The following is a 17,957-nucleotide window of genomic DNA, read 5'->3' as shown; positions in this document are numbered from 1 at the left end:
TTTACCAGGTATAACCGGCTTTCAGATACAGGAAGCGCCCGTTGAAGCCGTTCGGCGCCCACACGCTGTACGGCTGGGTGCCGTTAACGTTCAGGTTGGCGAGCGTCGTCACCTGGCCCGGATAGCGGTTGGTGACATTGTCGATGCCGGCGCTCAGGCGCCACTGGCGCGCGATGCGCACGCTGGCGGCCAGGTCGAGCACCCACTGCGGCTGGTAGGTCTGGTCGAGCGCGGCATCGTTCTGCGGCACGGTGAACTTGCCGTAGCGGGTGACGACCGCATGGCCGTTCCAGGCGCCTTGTGTGTAGTCGCCCGTCAAGCTCAGCTTGTCCTTGGGCGAGCCGACAGTCAGTCGGCTGACCGTCTGGCGGTCAACCAGCAGCAACTTCTGCGCCGCCAGCACGGCCGGGGTGGCCGCCGTATGCAGCACTTCGTTGTCGTTGTGGTTGTAGGCCAGCGTCAGGTCGGCGCGCGCGCCTTGCTCCAGGTTGAGGCGGTAGGTGCTGACGATGTCCACACCCTTGGTGCGGGTGTCGACGGCGTTGGTGAAATAGCGCGCGGCGCCGACATACACGCCTTGCACGGCCAGCGCGCTGGCCAGCGCCGGGGCATTGGCCAGCTGCAGGTTCGACGAGAACACGACGCGGTCGTCGATGTCGATGCGGTACAGGTCGACCGAGGTGGTCCAGTTGCGCGTGGGCTGCCACTGGGCGCCGACCGACAGGTTGCGCGCCCGTTCCGCTTTCAGAGGCTGCGCGCCGAGCGCCCTGGCCGCGGCGCTGCCGACCGGGAAGGTACCTGTTTCGACCGGCGTGCTGGTGCCGTTCACCAGCAGGGTATTGGTGGTCGTGATGGTGTAGAAGGTCTGAGCCAGCGACGGCGCGCGGAACCCGTTCGACGCCGTACCGCGCAGCGCGAAGCTCGGGGTGAAGGCATAGCGTGCCGAGGCCTTGGCCGAGTTGGCATTGCCGAAATCGCTGTAATGCTCATGGCGCACGGCCAGTGCACCCGACAACTGTTTGGTGATGTCGCCTTCCAGATTCAGGTACAGCGACTGGTTGTTGCGGCTGTTCTTGCCGGCGTTCTCCGGACGGAAGCCCGAATAGCCCTGGGCACCGCTGCCGACATACGAATTCGCTTCGCCGGCGCCGATTTCGTAGGCTTCGTGGCGCGCTTCAAGGCCCACGGCCACGGTCAGCGGCCCGCTCATGAATGACACCGGAATCTCGCGCGCGACATCCAGGTTGGCCAGTTCCTGCGTCGAACTCAGCTCGCCGGCGTAGAAACTGCGCGGGCTGGCCGCGCCCAGGCTGTAATTGACGGAATTGTCGACGTCCAGCGAGAAGCGGTTGCGCCCGTAGTTCAGGCTGGCGTCCCAGCGCCAGCCGGCCAGTTCGCCGCGCAAGCCCGTCACCACCGAGGTGTCGACCGATTTGCTGTTTTCCAGCGGGCTGAAGCCCTCCGGATACAGGCTGGTGCGCAGCGTGGTGCGCGTGGCGTCGGTGTAAGCGGTGCGGAAGTTCGCCGCTGACGACGTCTTGCGCTCGCCGTAATTGGCGAAGGCGTACCAGTCGATGGCGTCGTTGATGCGGTACTGGCTGTTGACGAACAGCGTGCGCGGACGGCTGTCCGGGTCGCCGTAGCGCTGGGTGATGGTGCCCTGGCGCGTCCCGGCCGCCGGACGCGGGTCGGCAAACGAACGGTTGGTGAAATCGCGGTTGGCGGCCTCGATCGCCACGCGTACCCAGCCATCTTCACCGAGCTTGAAGCCGGTCGAGCCGCGCACGGTGCTCTGCGCACCGTCGCCCTTGTCGTACTGGCCGTACACCACTTCGGCTTCGCCGCCGTCGGCGCCTTTTTTCAGGATGATGTTGATCACGCCGGCAATCGCGTCCGAGCCGTATTGCGCCGCGGCGCCATCGCGCAGCACTTCGATGTGGTCGATCGCGGCCAGCGGAATGGCGTTCAGGTCGACCGGGGCCGAACCGCGGCCGAGCGTGCCGTTGACATTCACCACGGCCGAGCTGTGGCGGCGCTTGCCGTTGACCAGCACCAGTGTCTGGTCGGGCGACAGGCCGCGCAGTTGCGCCGGGCGTACCGCGTCGCTGGCATCGGCGCCGCTCGGGCGCGCAAAATTCATCGACGGCAGCAGGCGCGCGAGCACCGTGGCCAGTTCACCCGAACCGGTGCCGAGCAAGTCCTTGCTGCCGATGACGTCGACCGGCGACGCGGAGTCAAGCGAGCGGCGGTTCAGCGAGCGGGTGCCGGTGACGACGACCGTTTGCAGGTCGGCTGCGCTGGCCGCAGTCTGTGGCGCGTTTTCCTGTGCGTGGGCAGTCAATGGCGCCAGCGTGGCGATCAGGCCGAGGACGAGCACGGCGCGGGCAGGGTTGGCGTGGGGGTGTTTGCAGCTCATGGTTCTCTCTATCTTCTGGAATGGGGCATGGCTGCACTTTGGCAGCCAACGGGCGGCAAGATTAGCAGCGCCCAGGTGGCCGCGCCAATACCGATTCCTTGTATGCTTATATTCCAGCGCGATAGAGGCGCCCGATCAAACAGATCCTGCCGGATCGGCTTGATCGGGGCAGGTCAAACTGGATCGAAGGCAGCCGGCCCGTCAGCGCCCGCTTATGTGGCGAGGAAGCGCACCAGCACCGCGATGATCAGGGCCGGCGCGACCACGATCATGATCACCGTAATGAGCACGTGGGCCAGCACGAACGCAGCGACGCCAATGGCTGCGGCCACGATCCATGCGCTTGCGCTGCCGAGGCCGGCGTCGGTGCCGACCATGAAGAACAGCAGCACCGCGGCGCTGGCAAGGATGGCTGCCGTGAGGCGGAAGGCAGCGCTGGTGCTGCCGTCGGTTTGCTCGCGGGCCCGGGTGTGGAAGGGATAGGTCATCTGCTGAGGCGGGCGGTTGCGACAGCGCTCAGTTTAGCCGATCGCAGGCGCAGAATAAAGGCGCACAACGAATCGCCTGCGCAATACAGGCGCCAGCAAAAGGCACAAAGCGGCAGTCGCCGCTTTCGCGCATAAAATGCGAAATCATAGCGTTTAATAAATGTTATCCTGATGCATCGATTCACGCCCTATGGAATCCCGATGCAAAAAAAGCGCCGCACGCTGGTAACCGCCATCGCACTCGCGCCTCTGGCTGCGTGTCAGTCCACACCGCCGTCCACGACGGCGCGAAAAGCGATGTATGGCACGATTGCAAAAATCAAAACGAAGCCTGGTCAACGCGACGCGCTGGCATCGATCCTGTTGCAGGCGACGCAGTCCATGCCCGGATGCCTGAGCTATGTGGTTGCTGTTGATCCCGCCGATACCGACGCCTTGTGGGTGACCGAGATAGGGGAAAGCGCAGCGAGTCATAAAGCGTCGCTTGACCTGCCAGCCATCAGGGCGGCGCTGCAGGCCGGCCGGCCGCTTATCTCGGGGTTCGGTGAGCGGTTCGAGACGCATCCGGTCGGTGGATTTGGAATGCGTTTACCGCAAGACCACTAAACTTCATTCAAGAAGTGTGGGACGGCTGGTTCGGGGCCCTACCGGCGGTATCGACAGCACTGGATTTTTAACTTGGCAATTTGCTATGCTGCGCCGAACAGCTGGTTTCGGCCAACAGCGGTCGTTGGGCACGTCGTCCTATTCCCCCTGTCTCACTCATATTGACTTAAGAACGCGACGGCTAGACGATGATTAAAATCAAGAAGCAAAATGGATTTTTCCCGGCAGCCGGCAGTAGTTTGCTCGGATGGACAGCGTGCTTCAGTGCACCACGCAGTTTTCTTTTGACTGCAGCGCTATTGTCCTGCTCCACAATCGCGTTTGCGGAAACTTCCCAGACCGACGGCGAGGCGCTTAGGCAGGAGTTGCGACAGCACTATCCTTCGTTTGCCTGGGTCGAACGTTATCGTCTGGCCTTTCCAGCAGAAGTACAAGGCAACAACGCTTTATGGCGGGCTCCGGTACCGCCAGCGCTCGGTTCCTACGCAGACATCATCACCGCTTTGGCGCCACTTCAAGATCAGCACGTTGCGATCGTCGATCTTAAAAGCGGCAAACAAGAAGCCCTTGGTATTCTGTTCAGAACAAGCAGCGACGGGGCGATGGTGGTCTGGCGTCACATCGATCCGGCGGTGACGGCTTTGCTGGATGGTGAACAGATCATCGATATCGACGGGCAGCCTGTTAAACGCTGGCTGGAGAACGCGGCCAATCAAACGTTTGGTGGCAACCGTCGCTCACGTTCAGCGGAGGCGGCATTAAAGCTTGCTGTTGCCACGCCGGCTGATCATGCTGCACTAAATTTGCACCGTGAGGTGCGCTTCGGCATACTTGGCAAAGACAGCAAGCTGCGGACAGTGACGTTGACGTATAAACCGATTACGCCGCACACGGGCGCCGCGCTTGCGCACGCCGTGGAACGGTCCGATTTACCTGACATTGTGCAGGCACACGGCTATCGAGTTGGGATCGTGCGTTTTGGGGCATTCGCTCCCCAATACGATAGCGTATTCAACGATGCGGCGGAGGCGGCAGCCCGGCAAGACACCAGTGAGGATGGTCCCATGTTGGCCGGCTATTGCGCAGTGGTTCGCGAGCGACTGGCACGCATTAATGACGTTGCAGCCCGATCAGATGTGCTGCTGATCGATTTGCGTGGCAACATGGGTGGCTTCGCACGCGAAGCCCGGCTGCTGGCGCGTGCTCTAACAGATCAAATGCTGCCGACGACGTACGACGTTTTTCCCGGCGGCCAGCCAGGCCGACTGAAACTGCTCAAACAGGTTGAAGATCCGTCTTGCGGTACGATTGCAACGCCGCGCCCACTTATTGTGTGGGCAGATGCGGGCACGCGTTCCAGCGGTGAATTCATGGCCACTTGGCTATGGGCGTCTGGCGCATTGACGGTAGGTGAACGAACAGTCGGTGCCGGTGGCGGCCGGGACGCTGGATCAACCGGCTTCACGCTGCCGCATTCTGCTATCAGCGTGAAATACAGTGGGAATTTTAGTGTCTTTGATAATGGCACACATCTGTCCGTCAATGAAATTCCCGAGTCAACGCTCATCGACCTCGTCGCACAGGAAAAATTTGCTGCAAGCCGAACTCGCCCGTTTGCCATTCAAGCTGTCGGACTGCAGCCTGATGTCACGCTCCCGACCACCGCAGCCGACCTGGCCGATGGTGGCGTTGAAGCCCTCCGCCGTGTGATGGGCCAATTGGTACGGCAAAAACTGATGCCCGCGCGCTAAGCACACTCAGCAGCATCATCCACTGGTGCGTCCAATTATGTTCCGAATCTTAGTCGCGAGTAAAAAATAGGGAAGTTACCGATAGTCCTGGAACAACTTCGATAACGAATCTGGATACCACTGCGGTAGCAACGTCCGCGATGGGTCGACTCCAGCCTGTCGAGGTCGTTGATGGTTTTATCCGGGCCGTCGCCTTATGCGCGCGCTGGCGCTGTGCTTTGGCGCTGCAACTGGCCGATGACGCTGGCAACCTTGGTGGTAATCATGTCGACCGCCGGGCCATTTGCGCCATGCGGCAGGATGACGTCGGCGTTGCGCTTGGTCGGCTCGATGAACTGCTTGTGCATCGGGCGCACCGTTTCCAGGTACTGGTCGACGATGCTCTCGAGCGTGCGGCCGCGTTCGGTGATATCGCGCTGCATGCGGCGAATAAAACGGATGTCCGACGCCGTATCGACGAAGATTTTCAGCGACATCATGTCGCGCAGGTCGGCGTCATACAAGGCGAACAGGCCCTCGATCACGATGACCGGCGCCGGCTTGACCGCGATGGTCTTGGTCGAACGGTTGTCGATCGTGAAGTCGTATTCGGGCATGGCGATGGTCTCGCCATTGCGCAATGCCTGCACGTGCTGCACCAGTAGCGGCCAGTCGAAGGCGTGCGGATGGTCGTAATTCTGCTGGCGCCGCACTTCCGGCGTCAGCTCGGACTGGTCGCGATAGTAATCGTCCTGCATCACGACCGACACCATGTCCGCGCCGAACGAAGCGAGCACTTGTTGCGATACGGTTGACTTGCCACTGCCGCTGCCGCCGGCCACACCAATAATAAAGGGAACGAAAGGGATCTTATTCATTCGCGCATGATACCGGAGCGGCGGCCCGGCTGCAGAGGCCGGGTGATCCTTATTGGCCGGCGACCACGTGAAACTTGATCAACACCTCGTCGGCGACCATGTCGGTGGCCTTCCATTGACCCTCGCCGATGTTGTACGTCAGGCGCTTGATCGGCAAGGTGCCGTCGAACATCTGCTTGCCGCCGCTGCTGCTGACGGTGAGTGGGAAGGCCACCGGCGTGGTCTTGCCCTTGATGGTGAGATTGCCGGTGACGGCCAGCTTGCCGGCGCCGGCGGCCTTGATGCTGGTCGACACAAACGTCGCTTTCGGGAACTGGGCGGAATTGAACCACTCTTTTTTGGCGACTTCTTTCGAATACTCCGGGTCGCCCAGGTCGAGGCTGGCCGTGTCGATTTCCACGGTGGCTTTCGACACATCCGGCTTGGCGGCGTCGTAGTCGATGACGGCGCTGAATTTTTTGAACTTGTCTTCGATCGGCACGTTCATCTGCTTGAACGTGGCCGACACGCTGCTCTTGGCGGCATCGATTTTCAGGACGGCGGCGTGGGCGGCCAGCGCCAGGCAGATGGTCGAGGCCAACAAGGTGGCGCGCAGTGCGTGTTGCGTGAATTTCATATCAACTCCATGGGTGAATAAACAGGATGGCCGTGCCGGCGCTGTTATTTAGTAAAAGGCAGCATCCGTTTCAGGACGTCGTCGCGGTCGATCAAGTGATGCTTCAGCGCGGCGCCGGCATGGGCGACGACGAGGGCCGCCATCGTCATGTCAAGCCAGTAATGCACCGCACGAAACAGCGGCTTCAGTTCAGGATTGGGCGCCATGAAGACCGGCATCGGCCACACCCCGAGGTAGACCACCGGCACGCCGGCCGACAGCGTGTACAGGTAGCCCGACACGGGCACCGCAAAAATCAGGACGTACAGCATCCAGTGCGTGGCATTGGCAGCATGGTTCTGCCAGACCGGCATGTGCGCAGGATGCGGCGGTGGCTGGTGGAAGATGCGCCACAGCACGCGCAGCACGGCCAGCGCAAACACGGTTACCCCGAGCCATTTATGCCACGAGAAATAGCGTAGCTTGGCCGGCGAGAAGCCGGGAATGCTGGTCATCACCAGACCCATGATGAAGGCACTGATGATGAGCAGGGCGCTGAGCCAGTGCAGTGACATGGCGGTCTTGGTATAGCGTTGCATTGGGTGCTCACTGGGTGGGTTGCGTTTAACTGAGACAACTTTAACAGTTCCCATTTTCTACTGCAATGCATCTAAATGGATACCATTTATCCGTCAGTGGAACAATCGGCCGGGCCTCATTCGCGTCAGTACAGCCAGGACGATTTTGCATCCTGGTCGCGATTTCTGCATCATTGCGCAGTTGTCAGGATGTAACTGCCGCGGAATCGCATAAAATGGCGGCCATGCAGGACGACGGTTCAGCGGCGTGGCATCTGCCCCTGTGCAAAATTTAACATCCATGTGCCCCCTGGGCGCTTTTTGATCGGAGTGTGCGTGAGTATTTTCAGAACCAAAAACCTTGATGCCATGATGTCTGCCAGTCGTACCCCTGGCGGCCTCAAAAAAGTCCTCGGACCGTTCGACCTGGTCCTGATGGGCATCGGCGCCATCGTGGGCACCGGTATTTTCGTGCTGACCGGGACCGGCGCCGTCACCGCCGGCCCGGCGCTGACACTGTCGTTCTGCATTGCCGCGCTGGCCTGCGCCTTCGCTGCCCTGTGTTATGCCGAATTCGCCTCCACCGTGCCGGTGGCCGGCTCGATCTACACCTACAGCTATGCCACGCTGGGCGAACTGGTGGCGTGGATGATCGGCTGGGATCTGCTGCTCGAATACGGCCTGGCGACGTCCACCGTGGCAGTGGGCTGGTCTGGCTACTTCCAGTCGCTGCTGTCTGGCCTCGGGGTCACGCTGCCAGCTGCGCTGTCCGCAGCGCCGGGCGCCATTCCGGGCGTCGCCAGTGTGTTCAACCTGCCGGCGTTTTTGATCATGCTGGTGTTGACCGGTCTTCTGTCGCTGGGCGTGCGCGAGTCGGCGCGCTGGACCAACATCATGGTCCTGATCAAAACCGGCGTCGTGCTGCTGTTTATTTTTGTCGGCGTCAAGCACGTCCAGCCGGTCAACTGGCAACCGTTCATGCCGTACGGGATGGGGGGCGTGATGAGCGCCGCCGCCCTGGTGTTCTTCGCCTTCATCGGCTTCGATGCCGTGACGTCGGCCGCCGAAGAAGTCAAGAATCCGGCGCGCGACCTGCCGATCGGGATCATCGGTTCGCTGGTGGTTTGCACGGTCCTGTACGTGGCGGTGGCCGCCATCATGACCGGCATCGTGCCCTATAAAAGCTTCCTCGGTGTGGACCACCCGGTGTCGCTGGCCTTGCAGTACGCGGGCGAAAACTGGGTGGCTGGCTTCGTCGACCTGGCTGCAATTCTGGGCATGAGCACCGTGATCCTGGTGATGGCCTACGGCCAGACCCGCATCCTGTACGCGATGTCGCGCGACGGCCTGCTGCCAGCCCGCCTGTCGACCGTGCACCCGAAGTTCGGCACGCCGTTTTTCGCCACCTGGCTGGTCGGCATCCTGTTCGGCCTGATCGCCGCGCTGGTGCCGCTGGGCGTGCTGGCCGAACTGGTCAACATCGGCACGCTGGCCGCGTTCAGCCTGGTGTCGGTGGCCGTGATCATCCTGCGCAAGACCCGCCCGGATCTGCCGCGCGCGTTCCGCTGCCCGGGCGTGCCGGTCATTCCGGGCCTGGCCATCGTGTTTTGCATCACGCTGATGTGCTTCCTCAGCTGGCATACCTGGGTGGCCTTCGTGGTCTGGCTGCTGATCGGCCTTGCCGTGTACTTTGGTTATGCGCGCAAGCGTTCGTTGCTGCACCCGGCGAACTGAGCATTTGTTGTAATTTCGACGCGCGCATATTGCGCTCATAGGGATGCATCCCGCATAGCTGAAATGCGCGTGTCGAAGCCGTAAACTGCCCTTAGAATCATCGGCATGATGATTTGACAGGGTTACCCAATGTTCGACAGCACCGTCCTCGAAGTGGCCCTCGGGCTGACCTTTTGTTTTTGCTCGGTCAGCCTGATCGTCAGCTCGGTCAACGAAGGCATCTCGTCCTTCCTCAAATTGCGCGGCAAGTATCTGCTGGGCGGTCTGAAAACCTTGCTGAACGACCCGACTGGCAGCGGCCTGGTGCTCGACCTGTACAACCACGCCCGCCTCAATCCCGGCGGCAGTGGCAGGGCGCCCGCGCTTGAGCAGTTGCATGGCTTGCCCTCGTATGTCGAGCCGCGCCAGTTTGCCGTGGCGCTGATCGAGGTGCTGCAGGCAGCAGCGGGCAATCCCGGTACGCCGGGCGATCTGCTGGCCGCCATCGAACACGTGCCGGAGGGGCAGTTGCGCGACGTCCTGCGCAATATGTACCGGCGCGCGGGTGCCGACGCCCAGCGCTTCGAGACGGAAGTCGCGTACTGGTTCGAGAACGCGATGGACCGCCTGTCCGGGAACTACAAGCGCACCATGCAGTGGTGCGCACTCCTTGTGGGTTTCGCTCTCGCTGTGCTGATGAATATCGATGCGCTGCACCTGTTCAAGGTGCTGTGGGAACATCCGGCGCTAATGCGCCAGATCGACACCACGCAACTGCTCGATGCGCACAGCGCCCTCAATAACCTGACCGCCACCAGCCTGCCGATCGGCTGGGAACGCCCGCCGTTCACCTATCAGGGCGGCGTGCTGGGCTCCAATTACCACTTCAGCGAATTTGCCCAGATGGCCGCCGGCTGGGCGATCACCGCCTCATCGACCCTGTTCGGCTCGCCGTTCTGGTTCGACATGCTGCAAAAAATCACCCACCTGCGCGGCACCGGCCCGAAGGCCGCGTAGACCATCCTTACCCAACCACAGGAGTAATTTCATGACTACGAATACGGTTAAAACCAGTGACGGCGTCGAGATCTTCTACAAGGATTGGGGGCACGGCACGCCGATCGTCTTTTCGCACGGCTGGCCGCTGTCCGCCGACGACTGGGACGCCCAGATGCTGTACTTCCTCGAGCGCGGCTACCGCGTCATCGCGCACGACCGGCGCGGCCACGGGCGTTCCAGTCAGGTCGGTTCAAGCCACGACATGGACCATTACGCCGACGACCTGCTGGCCGTGGTCGAACACCTCGACCTGGGCGGCGCCATCCACGTCGGCCACTCCACCGGTGGCGGCGAAGTGGTGCGCTACCTGGCGCGCCACGGCCAGGCGCGCGCGTCGAAAGCGGTATTGATCGCCGCGGTGCCGCCGCTGATGCTGCAAACGCCCGACAATCCGGGCGGCTTGCCGAAGGACGTGTTCGACGGCTTCCGGCAGCAGGTCGCCAGCAACCGTGCGCAGTTTTATCGCGATGTGCCGGCGGGACCGTTCTACGGCTACAACCGGCCCGGTGCCACGCCCAGCGAAGGCATCATCCAGAACTGGTGGCGCCAGGGCATGATGGGGGCGGCGCTCGCCCACTACGACGGCATCGCCGCGTTTTCGGAGACCGATTTCAGGCACGACCTCAAAAAAATCACGCTGCCGGTGCTGGTCCAGCATGGTGACGACGACCAGATCGTGCCGTATGCGAGCTCCGGCCCGCTGACCGCGGCCTTGCTGCCCAACGGTGTATTGAAGACCTATGCCGGCTTCCCGCACGGAATGCCGACGACGCACGCGGAGGTCATCAACGCCGACATCCTGGCGTTCATCGAAGCTTGTTAGCGTCCGTCACCAGTGAGGCGCCGAGTGCCCCTTGCAGGTTCTTGCGGGCCTGGTATTCGAACCGTGTCCGCAGGGCCGGGGTGGTGTAGAGGGCGGGACGGGCCAGGAAGTGCGCGAGCACGGCGCGCCGCTTGTCCTGGAACAGGTGCGGCGGCACCGCGCCATACTCGGCCCGTATCTGCGCTTCGTATTGCGCAAACCGGTGCGGGTTCGCGCCCAGAATCGCCAGGTCGATGTCGATCACCAGCGCCGCGTCGATTTCTCCGGGTGCGTCATGGCGCGCCGTGGCCATGACCAGTGCCTGCACCCGGTCGATCACAGCGCGCGCGGCGCCGGCTTCCCCAAGCGCCGCGCCAGCCCAGGCCGCGCTGCGCGCTTCATTGTCTTTTGCCGGCGGCTGGTAGACGGCGTCGTGGAACCACAGGGCGATGGCCACTTCACCAGGCCGTTCGGCCAGGTGCGCGAATTCGTCGCACAGCGCGAGGCATTCGGCCAGGTGCTGTAGCGTGTGGTAGTGGCGGGCGGGTTCGGCGTAACTGGCCAGGAGGCGGTCGCGCCACGTGTCGCTGTCCGCCAGGCCGAGGCGGTGCCAGGCGTCGGCCCATTGTCGTTCAAGCAGCATGCAGCATCCTCCGAATCGTTTCGCGAGCTTAGCACTTTGCCAAACAACGCGCCGGGCCGTGACCCGCCCCGGCGATTTCCTGTACGCTGGGCGCACTGAATCACCGAGGCCAACACCTATGCAAGCATTTGAACTAAGCAGCAGCCACCACGTCCCCGTCCTGCAGGCGACGATCGAACAGTACGTCGACCCGGTATCGGGCGCGCGCCACATCCACATGGCCAACGACGACGCCGAAATCGCTTTCCTGGTCGCCTTTCCCACCGTGCCCGACGCCAGCGATGGCCGCGCCCACATTCTCGAACACCTGGCGCTGGCCGGCTCCGAGCGCTTTCCCGTGCGCTCGCCGTTCTTCTCGATGCTGCGCCGCTCGACCGCGACGTTCATGAACGCCATGACCTACGCCGACCGCACTGCGTACCCGTTCGCCACCACCGACCGCCAGGATTTTTTCAACCTGCTCGACGTCTACCTGGACGCCAGCTTTTTCCCGCAGCTGAGCTACCTTGACTTCCTGCAGGAGGGCTGGCGCCACGTGTTCGACGGCGGCAAGCTGGCCTACCAGGGCGTCGTGTTCAATGAAATGAAGGGCGCCATTGCCGACCCGATGTACGCGCTGCACCACGGGATCATCGCGCCCCTGTTTGCCGGCACCACGTACGAAGTGGCATCGGGCGGCGATCCGCTCGCCATCCCCGAATTAAGTCACGCCATGCTGCGCGACTTCCACGCCAGTCACTACCACCCGTCGCAAGCGGTATTCATGAGCGCCGGCCGGATCGACGCGGCCAGCATCCAGGAACGCATCGCGTCCCAGGTGCTGGCGCGCCGCAGCGGCCAGGCGCCGCGCCGCACGCCGGCGCTGGCGGGCAGCTGGAGCGCCCCGCGCGAGCAGGACCTGCGCATCCCGTCGCAGCAGGCGAAAGACGACGAGCACGGCCTGCAGCTGGCCTGGCTGCTGGGCGAGATGACCGACACCATGGGTTACTACGAGGCGCACCTGCTGGCGGCGGGCCTGCTGAACGATTCGGCGGCGCCCCTGCGCGCGGCGATGGAGTCGAGCGGTTTCGGGCGGCCGTCGCGCCTGAACGGCCAGGACACGAATATGCGCCAGATGGTCTTCCACGCCGGCATGGAAGGACTCACGCTGGAACAGGTGGGCCCCGCGCACGACCTGATCCTGGCCGCGCTCGAACGCGCCGCCCTTGAGGGCGTGCCCGAGGCAACCTTGCGCGCCGCACTGCGCGACCTGCGCTACCAGCAGAGAAATACCGAGGGCGGCGGCACGCCGTTCATGCTGCGCCGCATGCTGCAGGCGTTGCCGCTGGCCTTGTACGGCGGTGACGTCATGCACGCCTTCGACAACGAGGCCGCGCTGGCCCAGCTCGACACCCGCATCAAAGACCCGGCCTTCTTCAAGACTCTGGTGCGTGCGCTGCTCGATAATCCAACCCGCCTGACCACCCGCGTCATGCCGGACGCCGACTACTTCACCGCGCGCGCTGCCACCGAGCAGCTGCGCCTGGCGAATCTGGAAGCGCAGTTGTCCGCTGCAGAGCGCGCCCGCATCGAAGCCGACAGCGCGGCGCTGGCCGCCCACCAGGCCCTGCCGGTCGACAAGACGCTGCTGCCGCGTATTCGTCCCGGCGACGTCAGCCCGCAACCGCGCCCGGTGCCCGCCGTGCCTTTGCTGCTGGACGGCGCGCTAAGCTTCGACGTGCCCACCAACGGCATCAGCTACGCGCGCCTGCTGGTCGACGTCTCGCACGTCGCGCCGGCAGACTGGCCGTGGCTGGACCTGTACGCGGACCTGTTGCCGGATTTGGGCGTGGGCGAACTGGACTACGCCGCCGCCGACGCCTGGCGCCAGGCGCTGGTGCCGTCGTTCCGCGTCGGCCTGGACCAGTCGCTGACGCAGGACGGTGGCCTGCGCCTCGAGCTGGTGTACTCCAGCAGCGCGCTGCGCGAAGAACACGCGGCCATTGCCGAGGTGCTGGCCACCAGTATCAAAGGCGCGCGCTTCGACGAGACCGCGCGCCTGGCCTTTTTGATCGAGCGCCTGGTGCAAAGCAAATTTACGGGCCTGGCGAAAGCCGGCCGCGATTACGCGCTGCTGGCCGCTGGCGCGCCGCTGTCGCCGCTGCGTCACTTCCAGAACGCGATCAGTGGTGTGCCATCGCTGCCGTTTTATGGCGCCCTGCAAACCCTGGCGCAGACGGCCGACGGCCTGGCGCAGATTGCCGCGCGCCTGGTCGCCATGCACGCGCTGGTGACCGGCCTGGAGCCGATCCGGCTGTGCGTGGGCGCCGGCGCCGACGCCGCCGCACTGGCGCGGATGTTGACACCAACGCCCGACGCACTGGTCGCAGCGCCACCGGCAGCGAGCAGCATGGGCAGCACTGCGCCGGTGAACCTGGCCTTGCACGCCACCAGCCAGGTCAACCACTGCGTGATCGCCTGGCGCGCGCCGCGCATCGGCCATCCGGATGCCGCGGCGCTGGCCGTGGCGGCCGAGTTCATGGGCGCCAACATGCTGCACCAGGCGCTGCGCGAGCAGGGCGGGGCGTACGGCGGCTTTGCCAGCTACAGTGGCGACGCCGGCATGTTCTCCATGAGTTCCTTCCGCGATCCGCGCCTGGCCGGCACCTACGCCGATTTCAACGCCGCGCTGGCCGCTGTGGAAAACGACGCGTTCAGCGCCGAGCAGCTGGAGGAAGCCATCATCAGCGTCATCAAGGGGCTGGACAAGCCCATGTCGCCGTACGTCAGCGCGGTGCGCGCCTGGCAGTTGCAGCGCAGCGGCATCGACGAGGCGGTGCGCCAGCAGTTCCGCACTGGCATCCTGACGTGCACGCTGGACCAGATACGGGCGGCAGTACGCACGTGGCTGGTGCCGGCGTCGGCCAGTCGCGTCGCGTTTGTTGGCGACAGCAGCGTCGACCTGGCGGGGCTGGCGCTGGTGGATTTGACGGCGTTGACGACGCCAGCGGCGTAGGCGCGGCTACCGGCCAAATCCGGAACGGGACTTCGATCTAATTGCCCGACGCGATTATTTTCCTGCGCTGTCGTTGCAGTGGCAGCATCATTTGGTTTGATGTTGCCCGCGCTGGGCGAACCTGTCACTGATCAGCGCCCCCTGAGCGCACGACTGCATATTCCTGAATGTCAAAGCGTTGTCATTTCAATGCAGGGCCAATCTGCGATCGCCATCATCGGTCCGGTCGACAGCGGTGTAATTGCTTCCAGATAACCTATCTTGAAGTTGGGTAATTGGTAGCTAGTAGATCATCCACTTGGTTGTGAAGGGTGCTGACATGGTGAAGACCATAAACGCGGCTCGGACTCTCTACCTGACTGAACACCATACACGGCTTGAACTTGAGGCATTTGAGAGGCAACTTACTCTGGTCAATGTATGGCGCACGAGGGTCCTGCAATCGAAGGATGCTTCGACAATATTAAGGCTAAAGGACTTGAAAAGTATGAGTTTTTTACCCTGATGTAATCAAAAAAATTTTAAAATTGACGCCACAAATTGGACGATGTGTTGGATAATGTTGCTGTTAGGCTAAGGTTGATCAATTATGCAGATTAACTGATGTAGGGGCAACGCCGGTACCATCAAACAGACTCTTCCCGCCAAGATGCAGAAACTGACATTACATTTCCGGGAGGAGACTATGAATTCCATTGTTTTTTCTTTTATAGGAGTTGGTTGTGAGAGAGGTTAGCGGAACTTTAAGCATGCTCGGATCTGGCAAGACCATTGGAAATCAAGTGGGGAAATCATTTGTTCATTTTAGCTCCATAGAAATTGGTAACGAAGTTCTCATAAAAGTCAGGACGGCGCAAGCATTAGGTGACTATATATCAAGAGGCTTGAACAGCCCCGAACCAGTTACTTTATATCTAGTTGGAAAACTGATTATTGCAGTTAAGCTGGGCAGCGGAAAATTGTATTATTGGAAGAGGAGCTATGCTTTGCCAATTTTTTGTTTGCTTACACTTCCTTTGTGGGGGGCTGGATTTGTCCTTGCTTTATTTTCAATTGGGGAATTGAAGCAAATTCTTTCATACCAACCTAGATTTGCCTCAATGGGTGGAGTGGCCCTAAAAAGTTAGCGGATTTTTCTTCATTCTGATTTTTACGAATACTTCAACAGGTGGAAAACGCACCACCTGAGTAGCATTAGGTTGCAATAAAAAATCGAAATAGATTCGACGTTAGTGTGAAGCTTGAACTGTTTCTGATAATCTTAAAAATTTCATTGCCTTCGGAGCAATAGTAAGAGCACATGATCCGACGAGTCGCTACAGGAGAATCGTAGTTGAGCATGGATTCGATCTCGTCCGCAACCGAAAACTATGCTTCGCCTTTGTATATCCAGACAGTCAAGCCATATGACGCGTGAAGATTACTCATCACATTGCCTTGTTCAAAAATTCTGCGCACCACTGGATCAGTCAAGGATTCCCACAAACCTCGCCTCGGGCATGCGTCACCTGACCTGGCACGCAGTTCGCCCACAGCATCGGTAGCGAGGACGTTCGATAAGCTGCGATTTCGCTGCACGCGAGCGAATTCGACCAAATCTGAAGGGTAGAACGTCGCATCGCGATAGCTGCTGTCATTGATGTCTAACAGAAAAGTGATGGCGGCGGCTTCCCAAGACCAATAGCCAATGAACGCGGCGTCGCGTTTATGGCTATCGTAAAAGGGCTCGCGGCGGCTGGCGTGATACCACTGTTCGAGATACCGGGCCATCATCGGTGCCTGATCTTTCCTGTCCGCGCGAAATATTTTGAGTGTCTTGAAATAAGGAAGATGCCGTGTGCATTCGTCCGGTGCAGCTGCTCGACCGGGGACGAACGGCTGGAACAGGCGTTCCAGCATGCCATCCATTCTTGGATTACGGTAGTCGAGCAGCGAGGCAAGGCGAGGAAGCAATGCTGTCCAACCAAGCAGGATGCCCAAGCATGTCATGCGATTTACCATTTCGAAGTCATCACCAAGTAACCCAAAGTGTGCAACCACAGCGCCCTGAGATTCGGAGCTTTCGTCGAATGCTCGATCGTATTTTGCGAATTCTTCCCAGTATCCTAGAACTGCCGGATAGAAGCTCCTCAGATCAGCTGTAACGATGCCGGCGGAATAGCTGAGCGTAAGCAGATCGGCGGCGTATCGCGCTCGTGCGCGGGTCATTCTCATGGCTGCTGCGGCGCTTTTTGTCGCCATCAATTCTGTATCTGTCATTCGTTGATCCGTGCCGAGAATCCTTGTTGCCAAGTCAGCAGCATCTGCAGCATAGGTTGCATAATCAAGGAGCAGCTCACGCTTACGTTCCTTAAAATCGGACAGATTTAGTGCTTTTAGCATTTCATTTCTCCAAGATGGCATCTGGAATAGACAAGATTATTTGCACTTCATGCACAGCACCTTTCGATTTTTGATGTTTGTCCAACTGACGGCCGGTAACTAACGAAATCCATCTATGATATGGGCATGGAATAAGATCGTCTTCAAAGTCTTTGATCAGCTGCGTCAGGAGTCTGCCTGCTTCCGTAAGACTTTTTTCTTTCCTTATGCATTGAGCAATCCAGGCATGACTCATTTGGGTTGCAAGTTTCGTTTCGGCGTTGGGCTTGTTCACTCCCCGGCGTACAGCATCTTCGTGAGCGGGAGTCGATCCAACAGGAACTCGTCTGTTCGCGTGTACATCCCTCCCTTCGCTCTGAAAGATATTCGGCTTGCCATTATTGGGGGTAGGATTGGCCGCCTCATCCGCCCGCAGCGCAGCAAGCAGCTTGAACGAATCGAAAAGGCTCGATTTCGTTTCGCCCACCACGAATGGCTTGGTCACGTGCGTTTTGTTCGACCACAGGTGATCGATGCCGTTATGCGGCAGGCTGTGTTCTTCGATCAGCTTTCCGCCATTGTTGGCCTTGCGGAAGTTGGCATGCTTCTTCCTGACCTGGTAATCGGTGATGTGTTCTGCCGGCACGCCGCTGCCCGACGGCCGCCCTTTAGGCGCGCCTTTCTTCTTGACGCTGTTCTTCGTGGCATTCGGCGTGACGCGGTTTGCCTTGATGTCACGGCTCTTGCTGGCCAGCAGCAGCCGCTGCGTGCGGGCGGCCTCAACCTCGCGCCGTGCCAGCGCAGCAGCCGATTTGCTGCTGGTCGCGGCCGCGGCGGCGGTCGTGCCCGGCAGTTCGTGGCCCATCATCTTCGCGTGCATGGTCTTGAGTTCGGCGAACGCGGCATCGATCATCTGCGGCCCGCGCCGTTGCAGCGCTTTCAGCTCGGCGACAACCTGCTTGACTGTCGTGCCGCCGGCAAGCGCCTGCATGACCCAGCTGTCGAGACCGTCGACGAAGGCCCGCGCTTTGCGTGTTCGCGTATTGGTAGTCGTCGCAGGAAAATCGTAGTCGAGCATGGATTCGATCTCGTC

Annotated in this window: 15 protein-coding genes; 7 read left to right on the top strand and 8 right to left on the bottom strand. The window is 61.1% G+C overall.

Annotated features, from left to right (window positions below):
* Position 1: 1 nt before the first annotated feature.
* Together V6M87_RS14645 and V6M87_RS14640 are read right to left on the bottom strand one after the other, a co-directional pair.
* Entirely contained in the window at positions 2 to 2,416 is a 2,415-nt protein-coding gene (locus V6M87_RS14645; protein ID WP_332877384.1) for a TonB-dependent receptor plug domain-containing protein, read from the bottom strand.
* A 212-nt stretch (positions 2,417 to 2,628) separates the two neighbouring features.
* Positions 2,629 to 2,904, bottom strand: a complete 276-nt coding sequence (locus tag V6M87_RS14640; protein ID WP_332877383.1) for a hypothetical protein — start codon at positions 2,902 to 2,904, stop codon at positions 2,629 to 2,631.
* A 201-nt stretch (positions 2,905 to 3,105) separates the two neighbouring features.
* Between V6M87_RS14640 and V6M87_RS14635 the strand changes: the two genes are divergently transcribed.
* Positions 3,106 to 3,510: a putative quinol monooxygenase gene (locus V6M87_RS14635; RefSeq protein WP_332877382.1), complete on the top strand. Its 405-nt coding sequence runs from the start codon at positions 3,106 to 3,108 to the stop codon at positions 3,508 to 3,510.
* Positions 3,511 to 3,698: 188 nt separating this feature from the next.
* Positions 3,699 to 5,261, top strand: coding sequence for a S41 family peptidase (locus tag V6M87_RS14630; protein ID WP_332877381.1), 1,563 nt, complete (start codon positions 3,699 to 3,701; stop codon positions 5,259 to 5,261).
* A 194-nt stretch (positions 5,262 to 5,455) separates the two neighbouring features.
* Here V6M87_RS14630 and udk read toward each other — a convergent pair whose 3' ends face one another.
* From udk to V6M87_RS14615, 3 genes are read right to left on the bottom strand one after another with little or no spacing between them, the layout of a single operon-like run.
* The gene (udk, locus tag V6M87_RS14625; RefSeq protein WP_332877380.1) at positions 5,456 to 6,118 is read right to left on the bottom strand and encodes a uridine kinase; all 663 of its coding nucleotides are present in this window, start codon (positions 6,116 to 6,118) and stop codon (positions 5,456 to 5,458) included.
* A gap of 49 nt (positions 6,119 to 6,167) precedes the next feature.
* A complete protein-coding gene (locus V6M87_RS14620; RefSeq protein WP_332877379.1) occupies positions 6,168 to 6,734 on the bottom strand; it encodes a YceI family protein in 567 nt (188 codons plus the stop codon).
* A gap of 44 nt (positions 6,735 to 6,778) precedes the next feature.
* A complete protein-coding gene (locus V6M87_RS14615) occupies positions 6,779 to 7,312 on the bottom strand; it encodes a cytochrome b (RefSeq protein ID WP_332877378.1) in 534 nt (177 codons plus the stop codon).
* Between the two features lie 315 nt (positions 7,313 to 7,627).
* Between V6M87_RS14615 and V6M87_RS14610 the strand changes: the two genes are divergently transcribed.
* The 3 genes from V6M87_RS14610 (at position 7,628) to V6M87_RS14600 (ending at position 10,886) form a co-directional block, all read left to right on the top strand.
* On the top strand, positions 7,628 to 9,025 hold the full coding sequence (locus V6M87_RS14610) for an amino acid permease (RefSeq protein ID WP_332877377.1): 1,398 nt from the start codon (positions 7,628 to 7,630) through the stop codon (positions 9,023 to 9,025).
* 129 nt (positions 9,026 to 9,154) lie between these two features.
* Positions 9,155 to 10,021, top strand: coding sequence for a hypothetical protein (locus V6M87_RS14605; RefSeq protein ID WP_332877376.1), 867 nt, complete (start codon positions 9,155 to 9,157; stop codon positions 10,019 to 10,021).
* Between the two features lie 31 nt (positions 10,022 to 10,052).
* Complete coding sequence (locus V6M87_RS14600; protein WP_332877375.1) at positions 10,053 to 10,886, top strand: alpha/beta fold hydrolase; 834 nt, start codon at positions 10,053 to 10,055, stop codon at positions 10,884 to 10,886.
* On the opposite strand, the gene V6M87_RS14595 is transcribed toward V6M87_RS14600, so the two are convergent.
* Entirely contained in the window at positions 10,870 to 11,508 is a 639-nt protein-coding gene (locus V6M87_RS14595; protein ID WP_332877374.1) for an HD domain-containing protein, read from the bottom strand. The two genes, V6M87_RS14600 and V6M87_RS14595, sit on opposite strands and share 17 nt — an antisense overlap.
* Before the next feature lie 118 nt (positions 11,509 to 11,626).
* On the opposite strand from V6M87_RS14595, the gene V6M87_RS14590 reads away from it, so the two are divergent.
* A complete protein-coding gene (locus tag V6M87_RS14590) occupies positions 11,627 to 14,503 on the top strand; it encodes an insulinase family protein (protein WP_332877373.1) in 2,877 nt (958 codons plus the stop codon).
* A gap of 722 nt (positions 14,504 to 15,225) precedes the next feature.
* Positions 15,226 to 15,630 carry a hypothetical protein gene (locus V6M87_RS14585; RefSeq protein WP_332877372.1) on the top strand — a complete coding sequence of 135 codons (405 nt, stop codon included), beginning with the start codon at positions 15,226 to 15,228 and terminating at the stop codon, positions 15,628 to 15,630.
* A 241-nt stretch (positions 15,631 to 15,871) separates the two neighbouring features.
* Here V6M87_RS14585 and V6M87_RS14580 read toward each other — a convergent pair whose 3' ends face one another.
* The gene (locus V6M87_RS14580; RefSeq protein WP_332877371.1) at positions 15,872 to 16,885 is read right to left on the bottom strand and encodes a PoNe immunity protein domain-containing protein; all 1,014 of its coding nucleotides are present in this window, start codon (positions 16,883 to 16,885) and stop codon (positions 15,872 to 15,874) included.
* Between the two features lies 1 nt (position 16,886).
* On the bottom strand, positions 16,887 to 17,942 hold the full coding sequence (locus V6M87_RS14575) for a hypothetical protein (RefSeq protein WP_332877370.1): 1,056 nt from the start codon (positions 17,940 to 17,942) through the stop codon (positions 16,887 to 16,889).
* Positions 17,943 to 17,957 lie beyond the last annotated feature (15 nt).

Origin of the sequence: Massilia sp. S19_KUP03_FR1, assembly GCF_036688685.1 — a bacterium.
GTDB lineage: Bacteria > Pseudomonadota > Gammaproteobacteria > Burkholderiales > Burkholderiaceae_D > JALYUM01.
The sequence above is the reverse complement of the archived record's forward strand: the minus strand, read 5'-3'. Positions and strand labels throughout refer to the sequence as shown.